The 14,387-nt window shown below is 71.7% G+C and carries 13 protein-coding genes; 6 read left to right on the top strand and 7 right to left on the bottom strand.

All coding sequences use genetic code 11. The features are described from left to right. Positions 1 to 61 precede the first annotated feature (61 nt). The 4 genes from BLV96_RS44895 to BLV96_RS44880 all read left to right on the top strand — a co-directional run bounded on the left by BLV96_RS44895 (position 62) and on the right by BLV96_RS44880 (position 5,121). Positions 62 to 973 carry an AraC family transcriptional regulator gene (locus tag BLV96_RS44895; protein WP_086672444.1) on the top strand — a complete coding sequence of 304 codons (912 nt, stop codon included), beginning with the start codon at positions 62 to 64 and terminating at the stop codon, positions 971 to 973. Between the two features lie 110 nt (positions 974 to 1,083). Next, positions 1,084 to 2,544, top strand: a complete 1,461-nt coding sequence (locus BLV96_RS44890) for a cytochrome P450 (protein WP_086672446.1) — start codon at positions 1,084 to 1,086, stop codon at positions 2,542 to 2,544. 226 nt (positions 2,545 to 2,770) lie between these two features. Beyond that, positions 2,771 to 4,588, top strand: coding sequence for a putative bifunctional diguanylate cyclase/phosphodiesterase (locus tag BLV96_RS44885; RefSeq protein ID WP_086672448.1), 1,818 nt, complete (start codon positions 2,771 to 2,773; stop codon positions 4,586 to 4,588). A gap of 71 nt (positions 4,589 to 4,659) precedes the next feature. Further along, positions 4,660 to 5,121 carry a peroxiredoxin gene (locus tag BLV96_RS44880; protein ID WP_086672450.1) on the top strand — a complete coding sequence of 154 codons (462 nt, stop codon included), beginning with the start codon at positions 4,660 to 4,662 and terminating at the stop codon, positions 5,119 to 5,121. 187 nt (positions 5,122 to 5,308) lie between these two features. Here BLV96_RS44880 and BLV96_RS44875 read toward each other — a convergent pair whose 3' ends face one another. The 5 genes from BLV96_RS44875 to BLV96_RS44855 form a co-directional block, all read right to left on the bottom strand. Next, complete coding sequence (locus tag BLV96_RS44875) at positions 5,309 to 5,830, bottom strand: GNAT family N-acetyltransferase (RefSeq protein WP_158104069.1); 522 nt, start codon at positions 5,828 to 5,830, stop codon at positions 5,309 to 5,311. Next, positions 5,827 to 6,360 carry a GNAT family N-acetyltransferase gene (locus BLV96_RS44870; protein WP_086672454.1) on the bottom strand — a complete coding sequence of 178 codons (534 nt, stop codon included), beginning with the start codon at positions 6,358 to 6,360 and terminating at the stop codon, positions 5,827 to 5,829. Before BLV96_RS44870 ends, BLV96_RS44875 begins: the two co-directional genes overlap by 4 nt. A 40-nt stretch (positions 6,361 to 6,400) precedes the next feature. Beyond that, complete coding sequence (locus BLV96_RS44865) at positions 6,401 to 7,609, bottom strand: LCP family protein (protein ID WP_086672456.1); 1,209 nt, start codon at positions 7,607 to 7,609, stop codon at positions 6,401 to 6,403. A 95-nt stretch (positions 7,610 to 7,704) separates the two neighbouring features. Next, on the bottom strand, positions 7,705 to 8,952 hold the full coding sequence (locus tag BLV96_RS44860) for an SAM-dependent methyltransferase (protein ID WP_086672458.1): 1,248 nt from the start codon (positions 8,950 to 8,952) through the stop codon (positions 7,705 to 7,707). 94 nt (positions 8,953 to 9,046) lie between these two features. Beyond that, complete coding sequence (locus tag BLV96_RS44855; RefSeq protein ID WP_086672460.1) at positions 9,047 to 9,739, bottom strand: alpha/beta hydrolase; 693 nt, start codon at positions 9,737 to 9,739, stop codon at positions 9,047 to 9,049. A gap of 117 nt (positions 9,740 to 9,856) precedes the next feature. Here BLV96_RS44855 and BLV96_RS44850 point away from each other — a divergent pair, with 117 nt between their 5' ends. Then, complete coding sequence (locus tag BLV96_RS44850; RefSeq protein ID WP_167379935.1) at positions 9,857 to 10,585, top strand: SIS domain-containing protein; 729 nt, start codon at positions 9,857 to 9,859, stop codon at positions 10,583 to 10,585. Between the two features lie 114 nt (positions 10,586 to 10,699). After that, positions 10,700 to 11,866 carry a serine hydrolase domain-containing protein gene (locus tag BLV96_RS44845; RefSeq protein ID WP_086672464.1) on the top strand — a complete coding sequence of 389 codons (1,167 nt, stop codon included), beginning with the start codon at positions 10,700 to 10,702 and terminating at the stop codon, positions 11,864 to 11,866. 90 nt (positions 11,867 to 11,956) lie between these two features. Here the strand turns inward: BLV96_RS44845 and BLV96_RS44840 are convergent, their stop codons facing one another. Next, entirely contained in the window at positions 11,957 to 13,828 is a 1,872-nt protein-coding gene (locus tag BLV96_RS44840) for an ABC transporter ATP-binding protein (RefSeq protein WP_086672466.1), read from the bottom strand. A gap of 97 nt (positions 13,829 to 13,925) precedes the next feature. Then, positions 13,926 to 14,360: a MarR family winged helix-turn-helix transcriptional regulator gene (locus BLV96_RS44835; RefSeq protein ID WP_086672468.1), complete on the bottom strand. Its 435-nt coding sequence runs from the start codon at positions 14,358 to 14,360 to the stop codon at positions 13,926 to 13,928. Between the last annotated feature and the right edge of the window lie 27 nt (positions 14,361 to 14,387).

Genomic DNA, 14,387 nt, shown 5'->3' with positions numbered 1-14,387 from the left:
GGTCGGACGATTCCATGGGTGAAACACCGGATTGCCTACGCGATCGTCTAACGTCGGGGAGGTGGACGCGTTCGGTGACCTGCGGGCCCACGGCTCGCTCTTCGGCAGCTCGGCCCTGTCGCCGCCCTGGGCCCTGCACTTCGTGGACGGCGCGCCGCTGACCCTGTGCACGGTTCTCACCGGCGGCGGCTGGATCGTGCCGGACCACGGGACACCGGAACCGCTCGACGCCTACGACACCGTGGTCGTGCGCGGCCCCGGGACGTTCACCTTCGTCGACGAACCCGGCACGATCGCCGAACCCGTGGCGTGCGGGGAGTTCTGCGCCGCCCCGGACCAGGGCGGGACCCGCCACCGCCTCGGCTGGCACGACTCCGGGGACGGCCCGACGACCCTGATCACCGGCGCCTACCCCGTCCGCGGCGAGATCGGCCGGCGGCTGCTGGACGCCCTGCCCGTCGTGCTGCGCGTGGCCGGCGGCGGGACCGGCGACGCCGTGCTGGACCACCTCGCCGCCGAGGTCGCGGTCGACGCGCCGGGCCAGCAGGTGGTGCTCGACCGGCTGCTGGACTGGATGCTCGTCTGCACGCTGCGCGAGTGGTTCGACCGCCCCGGCGGCACGCCCCCGGCGTGGTGGACCGCCCAGCGCGACCCGGTCATCGGCCACGCGCTGCGGCTCCTGCACGCGGAGCCGGCGGAGCCCTGGACGGTCGGGACGCTGGCCGATCGCGTGGGCGTATCGCGTTCGACGCTGGCGAAGCGGTTCGGCGAATTGGTCGGCGAGCCGCCGCTGACCTACCTCACCCGCCACCGCATGACGCTCGCGGCCGACCTCCTGGCGGGGAGGGACGCGGCGACCGTCGCGGAGGTGGCACGCGCGGTCGGCTACGCCGACGCGTTTTCGTTCAGTGCGGCGTTCAAGCGGGTGCGCGGGGCCAACCCATCCGAGGTTCGGCGCGCGGCATCTCGCTGAGCACAGCACCGGCCGGATCTCCGGAAGCCACCCGAAAAGAGGCCCGCCCAGGTGTTGTCACATCGTCAACAAGGGTGCATCGTGGAGGGGTAGCCGATCTCAGCGGGGAGATGGTCACTTTGCCGGGCACCGTCAGCCGAGCCGCCGAAGCGTTGCGCGAACGCGTTCCGCCCTTGACGGCGCTCCCCCTGCCGCACAAGGTCGACGAGCGCTGGCTGCAGTCGCGCTGGCCCGTCAAGGAACTCGCGACGCCGCCCGCCGGCAGCGGCCTGAAGCCCGTCCTCGGCGACGAAGGGCCGCCGGTCGTCGGGCACATGCTCGAGATGATGCGCTTCGGCCCCGCCTTCGGCCTCCGCCGCTACGAGCTCTACGGCCCGGTCTCCTGGACCGGCGGTTTCGGCCGGAAGATCGTCGCGCTGTCCGGGCCGGAGGCGACGCAGATCGCGCTCATCAACAAGGACAAGGCCTTCTCGCAGGAAGGCTGGAAGTTCTTCATCGAGAAGTTCTTCGAGCGCGGCCTGATGCTGATGGACTTCGGCGAGCACCACCTGCACCGCCGGATCATGCAGGAGGCGTTCACCCGGTCCCGGCTCACGGGCTACGTCAACGAGATGGGCCCGGCGCTGCGCGAAGGCGTCGCGAGCTGGGGCTCGAACGAGCGCCCGCGGCTGTACTGGGCGCTCAAGCAGCTCACCCTCGACGTCGCGACGCGCGTGTTCATGGGCATGCGCAGCGGCGCCGACTCCCACCGGATCAACCGCGCCTTCGTCAGTTCCGTGCGCGCCGGCACCGCGCTCGTGCGCTTCCCCGTGCCCGGCGGGCGCTGGTCGGCGGGCCTGCACGGGCGGAAGGTCCTCGAGCGCTACTTCAGCGAAACCCTGCCCGCCAAACGCAAGTCCGACGGCGACGACCTGTTCACCGCGCTCTGCCACGCCACCACCGAGGACGGCGACCGCTTCACCGACACCGACATCGTCAACCACATGATCTTCCTGATGATGGCCGCGCACGACACGACGACCATCACCAGCAGCGCCATGGCGTACTACCTCGCCAAGCACCCCGAGTGGCAGGAGCGCGCCCGCGAAGAGTCGCTGGCCCTCGGCGACGACGTCCTCGACATCGAGGCGATCGACCGGCTGGAAACCCTGGACCTCGTGATGAAGGAGGCGCTGCGGCTCGTCGCGCCGGTGCCGTCGCTGACCCGCCAGACCGTCAAGGACACCGAGGTCCTCGGCCACTACATCCCCGCCGGCACCCTGTGCGGCGTCTCGCCGACGGTCAACCACTTCACGCCGGAGTGCTGGACGAACCCCTTCGAGTTCGACCCCGAGCGGTTCGCCGAGCCGCGGCGCGAGGACAAGTCGCACCGGATGGCGTGGATGCCCTTCGGCGGCGGCGCGCACAAGTGCATCGGGCTCCACTTCGGCAGCCTCGAGGTGAAGTTGCTGATGCACGAAATGCTGCGGGCGTACCGCTGGTCGGTTCCGGAGAGTTACACCGCGAAGTGGGACTACGTGTCCCTGCCGGTCCCCGCGGACGGTCTGCCGGTGCGGTTGACCCGTCGCTGACCCGGGCACGCACACCGGGTGTAACGAAAAGTTACCGCATGTGGACATTCGTTCACTCGTTCAGCCGGTAGACACCCCGTGACGCGCATGATGGCGTGGCATCGGTCGCGGCCGAGGGGTACCTAGTGTGGCTTCATGATCCCCGACACCGCGGCTGAACTGGCCTGACCCGTGCGTGAAGAGGTGGAGTGTGCCTGAGCCCGGTGCCGCGCCAGGACTGCTGGACGTGGCGCGCAGGTGGGCGGCGACGTTGGCCGACACCAAAGGAGTAACACTTCCCCCGGAGGAGCTGGAGCCACTGCTGCTGGAGATCGCGCACGACGCGGTCGACCACGCCGGCCCGGGCCACGACGGCGCCCTGCACCGGTTCACGGCGCTCTACGCCGCGTCGCCGATGGGGATCGCGCTCGCCGACCCCGGCGGCGAGATCGTCGAGGCCAACCTCGCGCTCGGCCAGCTGCTCGGCTGCTCGCCGGACAAGCTGCGCGGCCGGCACCTCACCGACCTCGGCTCCACCGACCACGACGTCTCGCGGCTCAAGGCGGGCCTCGAGCAGGTGCGCGGCGGGCGTGAGCGCTACCAGGAGCGGATGCTGCTCGACCACACCGAGGACGGGCAGCTCTGGACCGACGTCACCCTCGCCCGCCTCCCCGGCGACCGGCCGGGGTCGGTCTACCCGGTGCTGATGGTGTCCGACGCGAACGAGCTGCACCTGCTGCAGGAACGGCTGCTGCACCAGAACGTGCACGACCCGCTGACGGGGCTGCCCAACGCGTCGTCGTTCACGACCAAGCTCGAAGCGGCGCTCGGCGCCGGCGCGCGTGACGACATCGCGCTGATCTACCTCGACGTCGACGGCTTCAAGGTGGTCAACGACGGCCTCGGCGCCGGCGTCGGCGACCAGGTGCTGCGCGGGGTCGCGGGCAAGCTCTCGGCGGTGTTCACCGGCCACCACGACGGGTTCGTCGCACGGCTGTCCGGCGACGGCTTCGCGGTTCTGCTGCGCGGGAAGCTCACCGCCGCCGAGGTCGTCGAGCTCGTCGAGCGGGCCCTGGAGGACCTCAACGAGCCGATCTACCTGGGCGGGCACGGCATCGGCGTGAGCGCGAGCGCGGGCATCGTGGTGCGCGCGGCCGTCGAGGGCGGCGCGGCGGAGCTGCTGCGGGCGGCGGAGATCGCGCTGCACCGGGCCAAGGAGGCCGGCAAGGCGCAGTGGATGCTGTTCGACCCCGAGCTGGACGCCCGCGACCGCGGCCGCTACCAGCTGGGCGCGGTGATCGCCGGAGCGCTGGAGAACGGCGAGTTCTCGCTCGTCTACCAGCCGACGGTGCGCCTGGCCGACCCCGGCAGCCTCGCCGCGGTCAACGCGGGCCTGCGCTGGAACCACCCGGAGAAGGGTGAGCTGGACTCGGACGAGTTCTACCCGCTGGCCCAGACGACGGGGATGACGGTGCCGCTGGGGCGCTGGCTGCTGGCGGAGTCCCTGGCGGCGACGGCCCGCTGGCGCGCCCGCTTCGGCGACGCGGCCCCGGACGTGTGCGTCCGGCTGCCGACCCGGCTGGCCATCGACCCGGACCTGGTCCTGCTGGTGAAGGAGCAGCTGGACAAGCACGAGCTGCCGGCCGACGCCCTCCGGCTGTGTACGGACCGCCACTCGGTCCTCGACCCGCGCGGCGAGGTCCTGGACTCGTTCGCGGTGCTGTCCGAGCTGGGCACGCAGCTGGTGCTGACGATCTCGGGTTCGGCGGACCTGGAGCTGATCCCGCAGCACCGGCTGCCGGTCCACCACGTGGTCCTGTCCGGCCCGGTGATCGACGCGTTGGACACGGACTCACCGCCCGAGCCGGCGCTGCGGCACTTGACGCAGCTGGTGACGCGGGCGCGCGAGCTGAAGCTCCGCGTGGGCGCGGAGGGGGTCCGCACGCACGAGCAGGCGGCCCGGCTGCGGCAGCTGGGCGTGCTGGCGGCGCGCGGCCCGTTCGTGACGGATTCGGCGACGGGCGACGAGGTCGACGAGCTGATCGCGCGGCACCCCGGCGGGTAGACCAAGCCGGTGCGGCGGTGGCTCCGAAGACCCGGCAGGATGGGTTCTGCCGCCGACGAGAAGGGACGTCCATGGACGCCGGAGACCTCGCCCCCGACTTCACGCTGCCCGACGACCAGGGCGCCGAGCGCACGCTGTCGGACTTCCTCGCCACCGGGCCGGTCGTGCTGTTCTTCTACCCCGCCGCGATGACCGGCGGCTGCACCGCCGAGAGCTGCCACTTCCGCGACCTCGCCGCCGAGTTCGCCGAGGTCGGCGCGCACCGGATCGGGATCAGCCCGGACGGCGTCACCAAGCAGCGGCAGTTCTCCGAGGCCAACGGCTTCGACTACCCGCTGCTGTCCGATGTGGAGGGTGAGGTCGCGAAGCAGTTCGGCGTCTGGCGGAAACTGCTGCCGCTGCACGCCAAGCGCGTCACGTTCGTGATCGGCGAGGACCGGAAGGTGCTCGAGAAGATCAAGAGCGAGCTGAACTTCACGGTCCACGCCGACCAGGCGCTCAAGGTGCTGCGGGAGCGCGACAAGGTTTCCTAGCGGCGGGGCGGCCAGACCCGCGGCGGCCGGCGCAGCCGCGGGCCGGCCGGCCACCCGCCACGCCGACGCCCGTCGCACCGGCGAGCCCAAGCGGGAGCCTCGTCGGCGCGCCGGCGTCTCGCGGGCCGGGTGGCGCGCGGGCGTTCGCACAGCCACCGGTGCCCCGGTTCGGTCACATAACCCAGGTTCACGGCTTCTCCAAGCGCCAGACGTGGTTGATGCCCTTGCACGACGGGGCGAGCGGCTCCTCGACCCGTTCCTCGCGCACTTTCGTGAAGCCGAGGCGAGCGGGCACGGCTCCACTTCGGACGTTCAGCTCGTCGTGCTTGATCTCGACGTAGCCCGCACCGAGCCGGAAGGCCTCCTTGGTGAGCAGCCGCGCCGCGCGGGTGATCAGGCCGCGGCCGGTGAACTCGCGCGCGAGCCAGTAGCCGATCTCGACCCCGCCCACGCGGGTCATCGTGCCGATGCCGCCGGCGATCGAGCCGTCGACGCGGAGGGCGAAGTCGTGCGTTTCCCCGCTGTCCCAGTTCTTCCGGGTGCGTTGCAGGAATTCGGCGCTGTTTTCGGCGGTGTAGCCGTCGGCCGCCCAGATCATCCAGGCCCCGATGTGATCGAGGGACCCGGCGACGGTCGCGGTGAGTTCCGGCGCGTCGGCGAATTGCCAGCGGGCCAGGGTGAAGCCGTCGCCGGTGTAGGTCTCTTTCACGGCCGCTCCAATCGCCAGACGTGGTGAGTGCCCGCGCACGACGGTGGCCGGACGGCGTCGGGGCGGGGTTCCTTGCCCACGAGGGAAAACCCGAGCCGCGCCGGAATCGCTCCACTTCGGACGTTCGCCTCGTCGTGCTTGATCTCGACGTAGCCGGCGCCGCGCGCGAACACGTCCGAAACCAGCAGTGAGACGGCGCGGGTCACCAGACCGCGGCCGGTGAACTCCCGCGCCAGCCAATAGCCGATCTCGACGCCGCCGTCGCGGGTCATCACGCCCACGCCGCCCGCCAAGGCCGCGCCGGCCCGGATCGCCCACTCGTACGCCCGGCCGGTCTCCCAGTTCTCGTGCGTCAGCCGCAGGAAATCGGCCGCGTCGGACGCCGTGTAGCCGTCCATCGCCCACGGGACCCAGTCGGCCAGGTGCGCCCCGGACCCCGCGACCGCGGCCGCGACGGCCGCACAGTCCGCGGACTGCCAGCGGGTCAGCGAAAACTCGTCACGGGTGAACGTTTCGGCCGGGGTCTCCATGTCCCCATGGTGCCCCGGCCGAAACGAAACCGCGCCCGAATTAATTGACGATGACGCTGTCCGGGATCTCCGTGTCGTTCTTCAGCGCGTCGAACAGCTGCTTCGACTTCTTCGCGTCCCAGTTCTCCGCCGAGCCGTTCGTGACCGGGACCGTCGTCGTCACCACGCCGCCCGAAGAAATTCCGCGCATCGCGATCGCCAGGCCCGCGAGGTTGTGCACGTGGTCGCCCGAGTCCATCGTCAGCGCGTCCGGGCCGGAGCCCAGCAGCGGGAAGAAGTGGAACGGGTTGAGCAGCGTGCCCGGGCTCGCGATCTGGCTCACCAGCGCGCCGATGAACTTGCGCTGGTTGGCGACGCGGTCGAGGTCCGACCGCGGTGTCGCGTCGCTGTGGCGCATGCGGACGAAGCCCAGCGCCGAGCGGCCGTCGAGCGACTGGCAGCCGGCCTTGATGCTGATGCCGGTCATCGTGTCGTTCATGTCCTTGTCGATGCACATGTCGACGCCGCCGATCGCGTCGACGATCTTGGCGAACCCGCCGAAGCCGATCTCCGCGTAGTGGTCGATGTGCAGCCCGGTGGCGCCTTCGACGGTCTGCGCCAGCAGCGTCGGGCCGCCGAGGGAGAACGCCGCGTTGATCTTGTTCGTGCCGTGGCCCGGGATCTTCACCTGGGAGTCGCGCGGCAGCGACAGCAGCGTCGGCTTGGTGGAGTTGTCCGGGATGTGCGCGACCATGATCGTGTCGGTGCGCTGCCCGCCGCCGGCCGCGGCGACGTCGCCGGTGGCCAGCCTCTCCTCGTCTTCCGCGGTGAGGCCTTCACGGCTGTCGGAACCGACGATCAGCCAGTTGGTGCCGGACGCGGCGACCGGGCGGCCGGAGTAGTCGGTCAGCGCGTCGACGCGCTTGATGGAGAACTCGAGGTAGACCCAGATGCCCGCGAGGAACACCACGAACACCAGCACCAGGGTCAGCAGGATCCGGCCGAAGCTCCAGCGGCGACGCCGGCGCGGCGGCCGCGACGGCGGGTAGTCCTCGTCCGGACGCGGAGGGTCACGCCGCGGCGGCGGAGGCGGCGCGTACTGCCGCTCGTCCTCGCGGGTGCCCATGGGGCGGGTGCGCTCGTCGTACGGGCTCTGGCCGCGCCCGGGCAGCGGCATCATCTGCGCGCGCTGGTGGTCGCGGGGGCGCCCGCCGGGCCGGGGCGGCGGCATCCGGCGCCCGCCGTCGTCGCCACGGTACGTCATCACCATCACCCAATCCCGATCCGGACAAAACTGTCGTCGTCAGTACACCGCACGTCCTCTACTGGAGGACGCCCGGCACCGGGTCGGGTTGTCCGGCGGGGTTACTTGCCGGTCGCCTCGTAGCCGAACTGGTGGACCTTGAGGTACCCGGAGCGGAACCCGGCCTCCGAATAGGCCAGGTAGAACTCCCACATCCGGCGGAAGACGTCGTCGAACCCGAACCCGGCGATGTCGGCCCAGCGGTGCAGGAACCGTTCGCGCCACAACCGTAACGTGCGCGCGTAGTCTTGGCCGAACTCGCGCATCCCGGCCAGCTTGAGCCGGGTGTTCGCCTTGACGCCCTCCTCGACCGAGCGCACCGACGGGATGATGCCGCCGGGGAAGATGTACTTGTGGATCCAGGTGTAGGCGCGCGAAGCCGCCAGCATCCGGTCGTGGTCCATCGTGATGGCCTGCAGGCCGAACCGCCCGCCGGGGCGCAGCCGGTCCCCGATCGTGGCGTAGAACGCCGGCCAGTAGGACGCGCCGACGGCCTCGATCATCTCGACGCTGACCACGGCGTCGTACTGACCGCTCGACTCGCGGTAGTCGCACAGCTTCACGTCGACGCGGTCGGAGAACCCGGCCGCCGCGATGCGCTCGGTCGCCAGCGCGCGCTGTTCCTCCGAAATGGTCAGTGACGTCACGTGCGCGCCGCGGGCGGCCGCGCGGATCGCGAGTTCACCCCATCCGGTACCGATTTCGAGGACCTCGCTGCCCTCGCGGACGCCGGCGTAGTCCAGCACGCTGTCGATCTTGCGGTGCTGGGCCCCGGTCAGGTCGTCGCCCGGGCCGAACAGCGCCGAGGAGTACATCATCGACTCGTCGAGGAAGGCGCCGAAAAGGTCGTTCGACAGGTCGTAGTGCCGGTGGATGTTGGCCCGCGCGCCTTCGAGGGTGTTCGCCTCGGACGGCGGCTGCGTGCGCTCCGCGATCTTCCGGAACTTCTGCAGCACCGGCGGCACCAGGGTCGCCATCCGCTCGGCGAACGGCGTCAGCACCTCGGCGAGGTCGGACGCAGTCCAGTCACCGGCCATGTAGGACTCGCCGAAGCCGATCTTGGCGTCGACGCCGAGGCGGTGGAAGAACGCTTCGGGACGCAGAATGCGCATTTCGGGCGATTCCGGCCCGCCGGCGCCGAGCACCGTGCCGTCCGGAAACGTCACCCGCAGATCGAGCGGGCGGACCGCGCGGCGGAACAACGTGGCGGCGATCCGCGCGCGCAGCGCCGAGTGCGGCGGGGCGGCCAGGCCCGGCCAGCGGGACTCGTCGGGAATCTCCCGAGCACGGTCAACACTCGAGGTGGTCACGGTTCTCCCTCCGGCCGGCCAGGTGCGCCGGTGATCGATCCTAATCGCCGCACCCCCGCGGCGCGCTTCGCCGAATGCCCTGTTCGGGGCCTTTTCACACGGGTATCCGCAGGCGCTCGGGCCCCGGCGCGGCCCACGCGCCGCGGAGCTCCGCACCGGCGTTCCCGGCGAGCACTTCCAGTGTGAAAGCAATCGTGAGCCGGGTCCAGACGGACGACCGGCGGAGCATCGCGTGGCCTTCGTTCGCGATCTCGAACCGGGCGACGCGAGCGGCGACGCCCTCTGCGCGTTCCGCGAAGGCGTGCGACTCCACCGGGCTGGTCATCCGGTCGCGGGTGCCGTGCACGATGAGCACCGCCCGACCGGCGACCCCGTCGACCGGCTCGCCCCGCGGCGTCCACGGCGCCAGCGCGCAGACCCCGCGCACGGCACTGTCGCCGGCCACGCGCAGCGCCACCCGGGCGCCCATGGAGTGGCCGACCAGCACGACCGGCAGGCCGGGGTGGTCGGCGTGGATGCGCTCGAGGGCCCAGCGGGCGTCGTCGAGGGGGTCCATCGCGGGGGCGTTCCAGCCGTAGCGGCGGTTGCGCAGCAGCCGCACCTCGACGCCGTGCCCGCGCCCGGCCCGGTGCAGGGCGCGCGCGATGGGCACCATCCGCAGGAAGGCGAGCTTCCAGGGCGGCACGCTACCGGTGCCGCGTTCGGCGCCGCCGTGCAGCACGAGCACGACCGCTTCGGTCCGCCCGCGCGCCGGCCACACCGACACCGCCGGTTCCGCTTCGCTCACCCGCGTCCTCCTCGTCGCCCGCATCCGGGTCAACCCCGCCCGCCCACCGGGCTATTCCACCGCGCACCACCATCTTCACGGTAGATTCGGCGCCCGGTCCCCTACGGAAGGGTGGGTGTGGTGAGCGCCACGGACATCTCGGGCAGCGTCGCGAAGCAACTGGCGGACGTCGAGCAGGCCAACGCCGAGGCGGTGCGCGAAGCGGCGGACCTGGTGCTGGGGGTGATCCGGGCCGACGCACTGGTCTATACCGCCGGGGCCGGGCACTCGCTGGCGGCCGTCGCCGAGACGTTCTACCGGGCCGGCGGCCTGGCGTGCGTCTACCCGCTGTACCACCCGGACCTGCTCCCGCTGCACGGCGCGGTGAGCAGCACGAAGACCGAGCGGCGCACCGGACTGGCCGCCGAGGTGCTGGCCGAGCGCGCCCCGGGGCCGGACGACGTGCTGGTGGTCTTCTCGACGTCCGGGTCGAACCCGTACCCGGTGGAGCTGTGCATCGAGGCCCGCGAGCGCGGGGCGGCGGTCATCGCGATCACGTCGCGGGCGTGCGTGGCGGCGGCGCCGAAGCGGTCGTCGAGCAACCTGGTGGAGCAGGGCACCGTGGTGCTGGACTCGCTGGTTATCCCCGGTGACGCCAGTTACCCGCCGGACGCGCCGCGCACCGCGCCGCTGTCCACTGTGGTCAACGCGTTCCTCTGGAACCTCGTGCTCGCGCAGGTCTACGACCGCGGCACGGCCGAGGGGCTCGACGTCCCGCTGTGGCGCAGCTCCAATGTGGAGGGTGGCGACGAGGCCAACGCGGCGCTGCTCGAGAAGTACGGCGCGATCGTGCCGCGGCTGCGCTAGCCCCATCTCGTGAAAAAGCACCGGCCGGGCACGCCTTGACGGGCGTGCCCGGCCCGCTTTAGCGTCCCCATACCGACTGGTCGGTGTGGACCGGTCGCTCCCCGAGGAGGTCCGGTGGACGGTGCCACGGCGACGGTGCAGGGCGAGTGCGCTCCCGGGTTCGAGCCGGTGCGCGAAGCCTTCGAAGCGAACTTCCGCGAACGCGGTGAGCTGGGCGCGGCGTTCACCGCCCTCCGCGACGGCGAAGTCGTGGTGGACCTGTGGGGTGGCTGGTCCGGCCCCGACCGGGCCGCGCAGTGGCGGCCGGACACGCTCGCCAACGTCTGGTCGACGACCAAGGGCATGACCGCGATCTGCGCGCACAAGCTGGTCGACGCCGGCGAGCTGGACGTCGACACGCCGGTCGCGAAGTACTGGCCGGAGTTCGCCGCGGCGGGCAAGGCGGACGTGCCCGTGCGGTGGCTGCTGACGCACCGCTCCGGCGTGCCCGGGATCGGCCTGGACCGGCCCGTGCGGGTCGAGGAGCTCTACGACTGGGACCTCATGACGTCGCTGCTGGCGGCGCAGGAACCGTTGTACGTGCCCGGTTCCGCGGGCGGCTACCACGCGCTGGCCTACGGCTGGCTCGTCGGCGAGGTCGTCCGGCGGATCGCCGGGCAGAGCATCCGCGAGTTCTTCGCCGAACAGGTCGCCGGGCCGCTGGGCGCGGACTTCTCGATCGGCCTGGCGTCGGACGCCGACCTGGACCGCTGCGCGACGCTCGTCGACCCGGTCATGACCGAGGAGATGGCGAACGCGCTGGCCACGGCGTTCGCCGCGGCGGGCCCGGTCGCCCAGGCCGCGCTGACCAACCCGCAGCTGGCGGGCCACCACGCGAACGAGCCGGCGTTCCGCCGCGCGGTGATGCCGGCGTTGAACGGCCACGGCACGGCCCGCGCGATCGCCACGATCTACGGGGCACTGGCGACCGGCGGTCTCCTGTCCGCGCCGACTCTCGCGAAGGCGCGGGAGAGCCAGGGCAAGGAGATCGACGCGGTGCTCGGCCTGCCGAACGAGTGGGGCCTGGGGTTCTACCTGGGCAGCGATGCCCGCGGTTTCGGCCCGAACCCGGCGGCCTTCGGCCACGACGGCCTGGGCGGCTCGACCGGCGGCGCGGACCCGGAGAACGGCATTTCGTTCGGCTACACGCTCAACCAGCTGGGCCCGCTGATCCGCGACGACCCGCGCAAGATGGCGCTGGTCAACGCGGTCTACGAAAGCCTGGACACCCAGACCCGGTGACCGACGGGCTGAAGGGCACCTTCAGTGCATGTGATGCGCCGAAGGTGCCCTTCAGCGCACCACACGTGCCGAAGGTGCCCTTCAGCCCGGTCATGCCACCGCGGGCTCCTCCTCCGCGAACTGCGTCGCGTGCAAGGTCGCGTACCGGCCACCGGCGGCCAGCAGCTCGTCGTGCGTTCCGCTCTCGACGATCTCCCCGTGCTCCAGCACCAGGATCCGGTCCGCCGCCCGCACCGTCGACAACCGGTGCGCGATGACTAGCGCCGTCCGGCCCGCCAGCGCGTGGGTCAACGCTTCACCCACCGCCGCCTCGGACTCCGAGTCCAGGTGGGCCGTCGCCTCGTCCAGGATGACCACCTTCGGCTGCGCCAGCAGCAGCCGCGCGATCGTCAGCCGCTGGCGTTCGCCGCCCGACAGGCGGTAGCCGCGCTCCCCCACCGTCGTGTCGAGGCCGTCGGGCAGCGACCGCGCCAGCTCGCCGAGCCGCGCCCGCTCCAGCGCCTCCCAGATCTCGTCGTCCGTGGCACCCGGACGCGCGTAGGCGAGGTTGGCGCGGATCGTGTCGTGGAAGAGGTGGCCGTCCTGCGTCACGACGCCGACGGTTTCCCGCAGCGAAGCGAAACTCAGCTCCCGGACGTCCACATCGGACAGCCGCACCGAGCCGGAGTCGACGTCGTACAGCCGGGGCAGCAGCGACGCGATCGTCGACTTCCCCGCGCCCGACGACCCGACCAGCGCGACCATCTCCCCCGGCTCGGCGCGGAACGAGATGCCGTGCAGCACTTCGTCGCCGCCGCGGTGGTCGAGCGTGGCGACGTCTTCCAGCGACGCCAGCGAGTACCGGTCCGCCGCCGGGTAGCCGAACCGGACGTCGGAGAACTCCACCGAAACGCCGTCCGACGCGGACAGCGCCCGCGCGCCCGGCTTCTCCTTGATCATCGGTTCCAGGTCCAGGACCTCGAAGACGCGCTCGAAGGACACCAGCGCCGTCATGACGTCGACGCGGACGTTCGCCAGCGCGGTCAGCGGCGCGTAGAGCCGGGTCAGCAGCAGCGCCAGCGCGACGACCGTGCCCGGCGCGAGCTTGCCGGTCAGCGCGAGGTACCCGCCGAGGCCGTAGACGAGCGCCTGCGCCAGCGCGGAAACCAGGGTCAGGCTGGTCATGAACCAGCGGGTCAGCATCGCGGTCCGCACGCCGATGTCCCGCACGCGCCCGGCCCGCAGCGCGAAGTCGTCCGCCTCCTGCACCGGCCGGCCGAACAGCTTCACCAGGGTCGCGCCCGGCGCGGAGAACCGCTCGGTCATCTGCGTCGTCATGCCCGCGTTGAGGTTCGCGGCCTCGCGCTGCAGCCCGGCCATCCGGCGGCCGAGCCGGCGCGCCGGCAGCACGAAGATCGGCAGCAGCACCAACGCGAGCACCGTGACCTGCCACGACAGCGTCAGCATGACCGCGAGCGACAGCGCCAGCTGGATCGTGTTGGTGACCAGGCCGGACAGCGTCGCGGTGAACGTCCGCTGCGCGCCGATGACGTCGTTGTTCAGCCGGGAGACCAGCGCGCCGGTGCGGGTGCGGGTGAAGAACGCGATCGGCATCCGCTGCACGTGCTCGAACACCGCGCGGCGCAGGTCGAAGATGATGCCTTCGCCGATGCGCGCGGACTGCCAGCGCTCGACCAGGCCGAACCCGGCGTCGGCGATCGCCAGCGCCGCGATGACGACGGCCAGCCAGACGACCAGGGGCAGGTCACGCCCGCCGACGATCGCGTCGACCACCTTGCCCGCCAGCACCGGCGTCGTCACCGCGAGGACCGCCGAGATCACCGTCAGCACGAGGAAGGCCAGCAGCCGCCGCCAGTGCGGCCGGGCGAACCGCGCGACCCGTTTCAGCGTGCCGCGGCTCAGCCCCTTCGGCACGTCGTTGGCGCGCATCGCCGAGCTCAGCAGCGCCCAGGTGTTGTCCATGGGGAACCCCCAGTCTCAAAACCTCTACTATAGCTGAGGTTTTCTCCGGATATGACCTGGACAACGCCCTCGTTGCCCGTTTGCTTCCCGCCGCCGTTCACTCCCCGCGAACAACGCGCCCCAACGCGTCCCGGAACTGCTCCGCATCCGCCAGGGGCTCCAGCAACTGTGCCTCAGCCTGCCGGGTGACCTCTTCGCCCGCCGCGCGGACCCGCTCGCCTTCGGCGGTCAGCGCCACCAGGCGCTTGCGGCGGTCGCCCGGCGCGACCTCGCGCCGGACCAGTCCCCCGGCTTCCAGCTCGTCGACGAGCGCCACCATCGTCGTCCGGTCGATGCCCAGGCGCGCGGCACCGTCCTGCTGGGACAGCGCCGGGCCGTCGCCGAACAGCGTGAGCAGCGCGAGCTGGCGGCCGGTGATCCCCAACGGGGCGTACCGCGGCTCGGCCAGCTCGGCGAGCCGCAGCTGGGCGTGCTTGAGCAGGTAGCCGAGCCGCCGGGTGACGGCGGGCGGCGCTTCGAGGTCGCTGGACACGCGAGAACTCTACCCCTACGCTGATCG

Source organism: Amycolatopsis pretoriensis, assembly GCF_900107925.1.
In the GTDB taxonomy this organism is placed as follows: Bacteria; Actinomycetota; Actinomycetes; order Mycobacteriales; family Pseudonocardiaceae; genus Amycolatopsis; species Amycolatopsis pretoriensis.
This window is presented reverse-complemented; position numbering and strand designations above follow the sequence as displayed.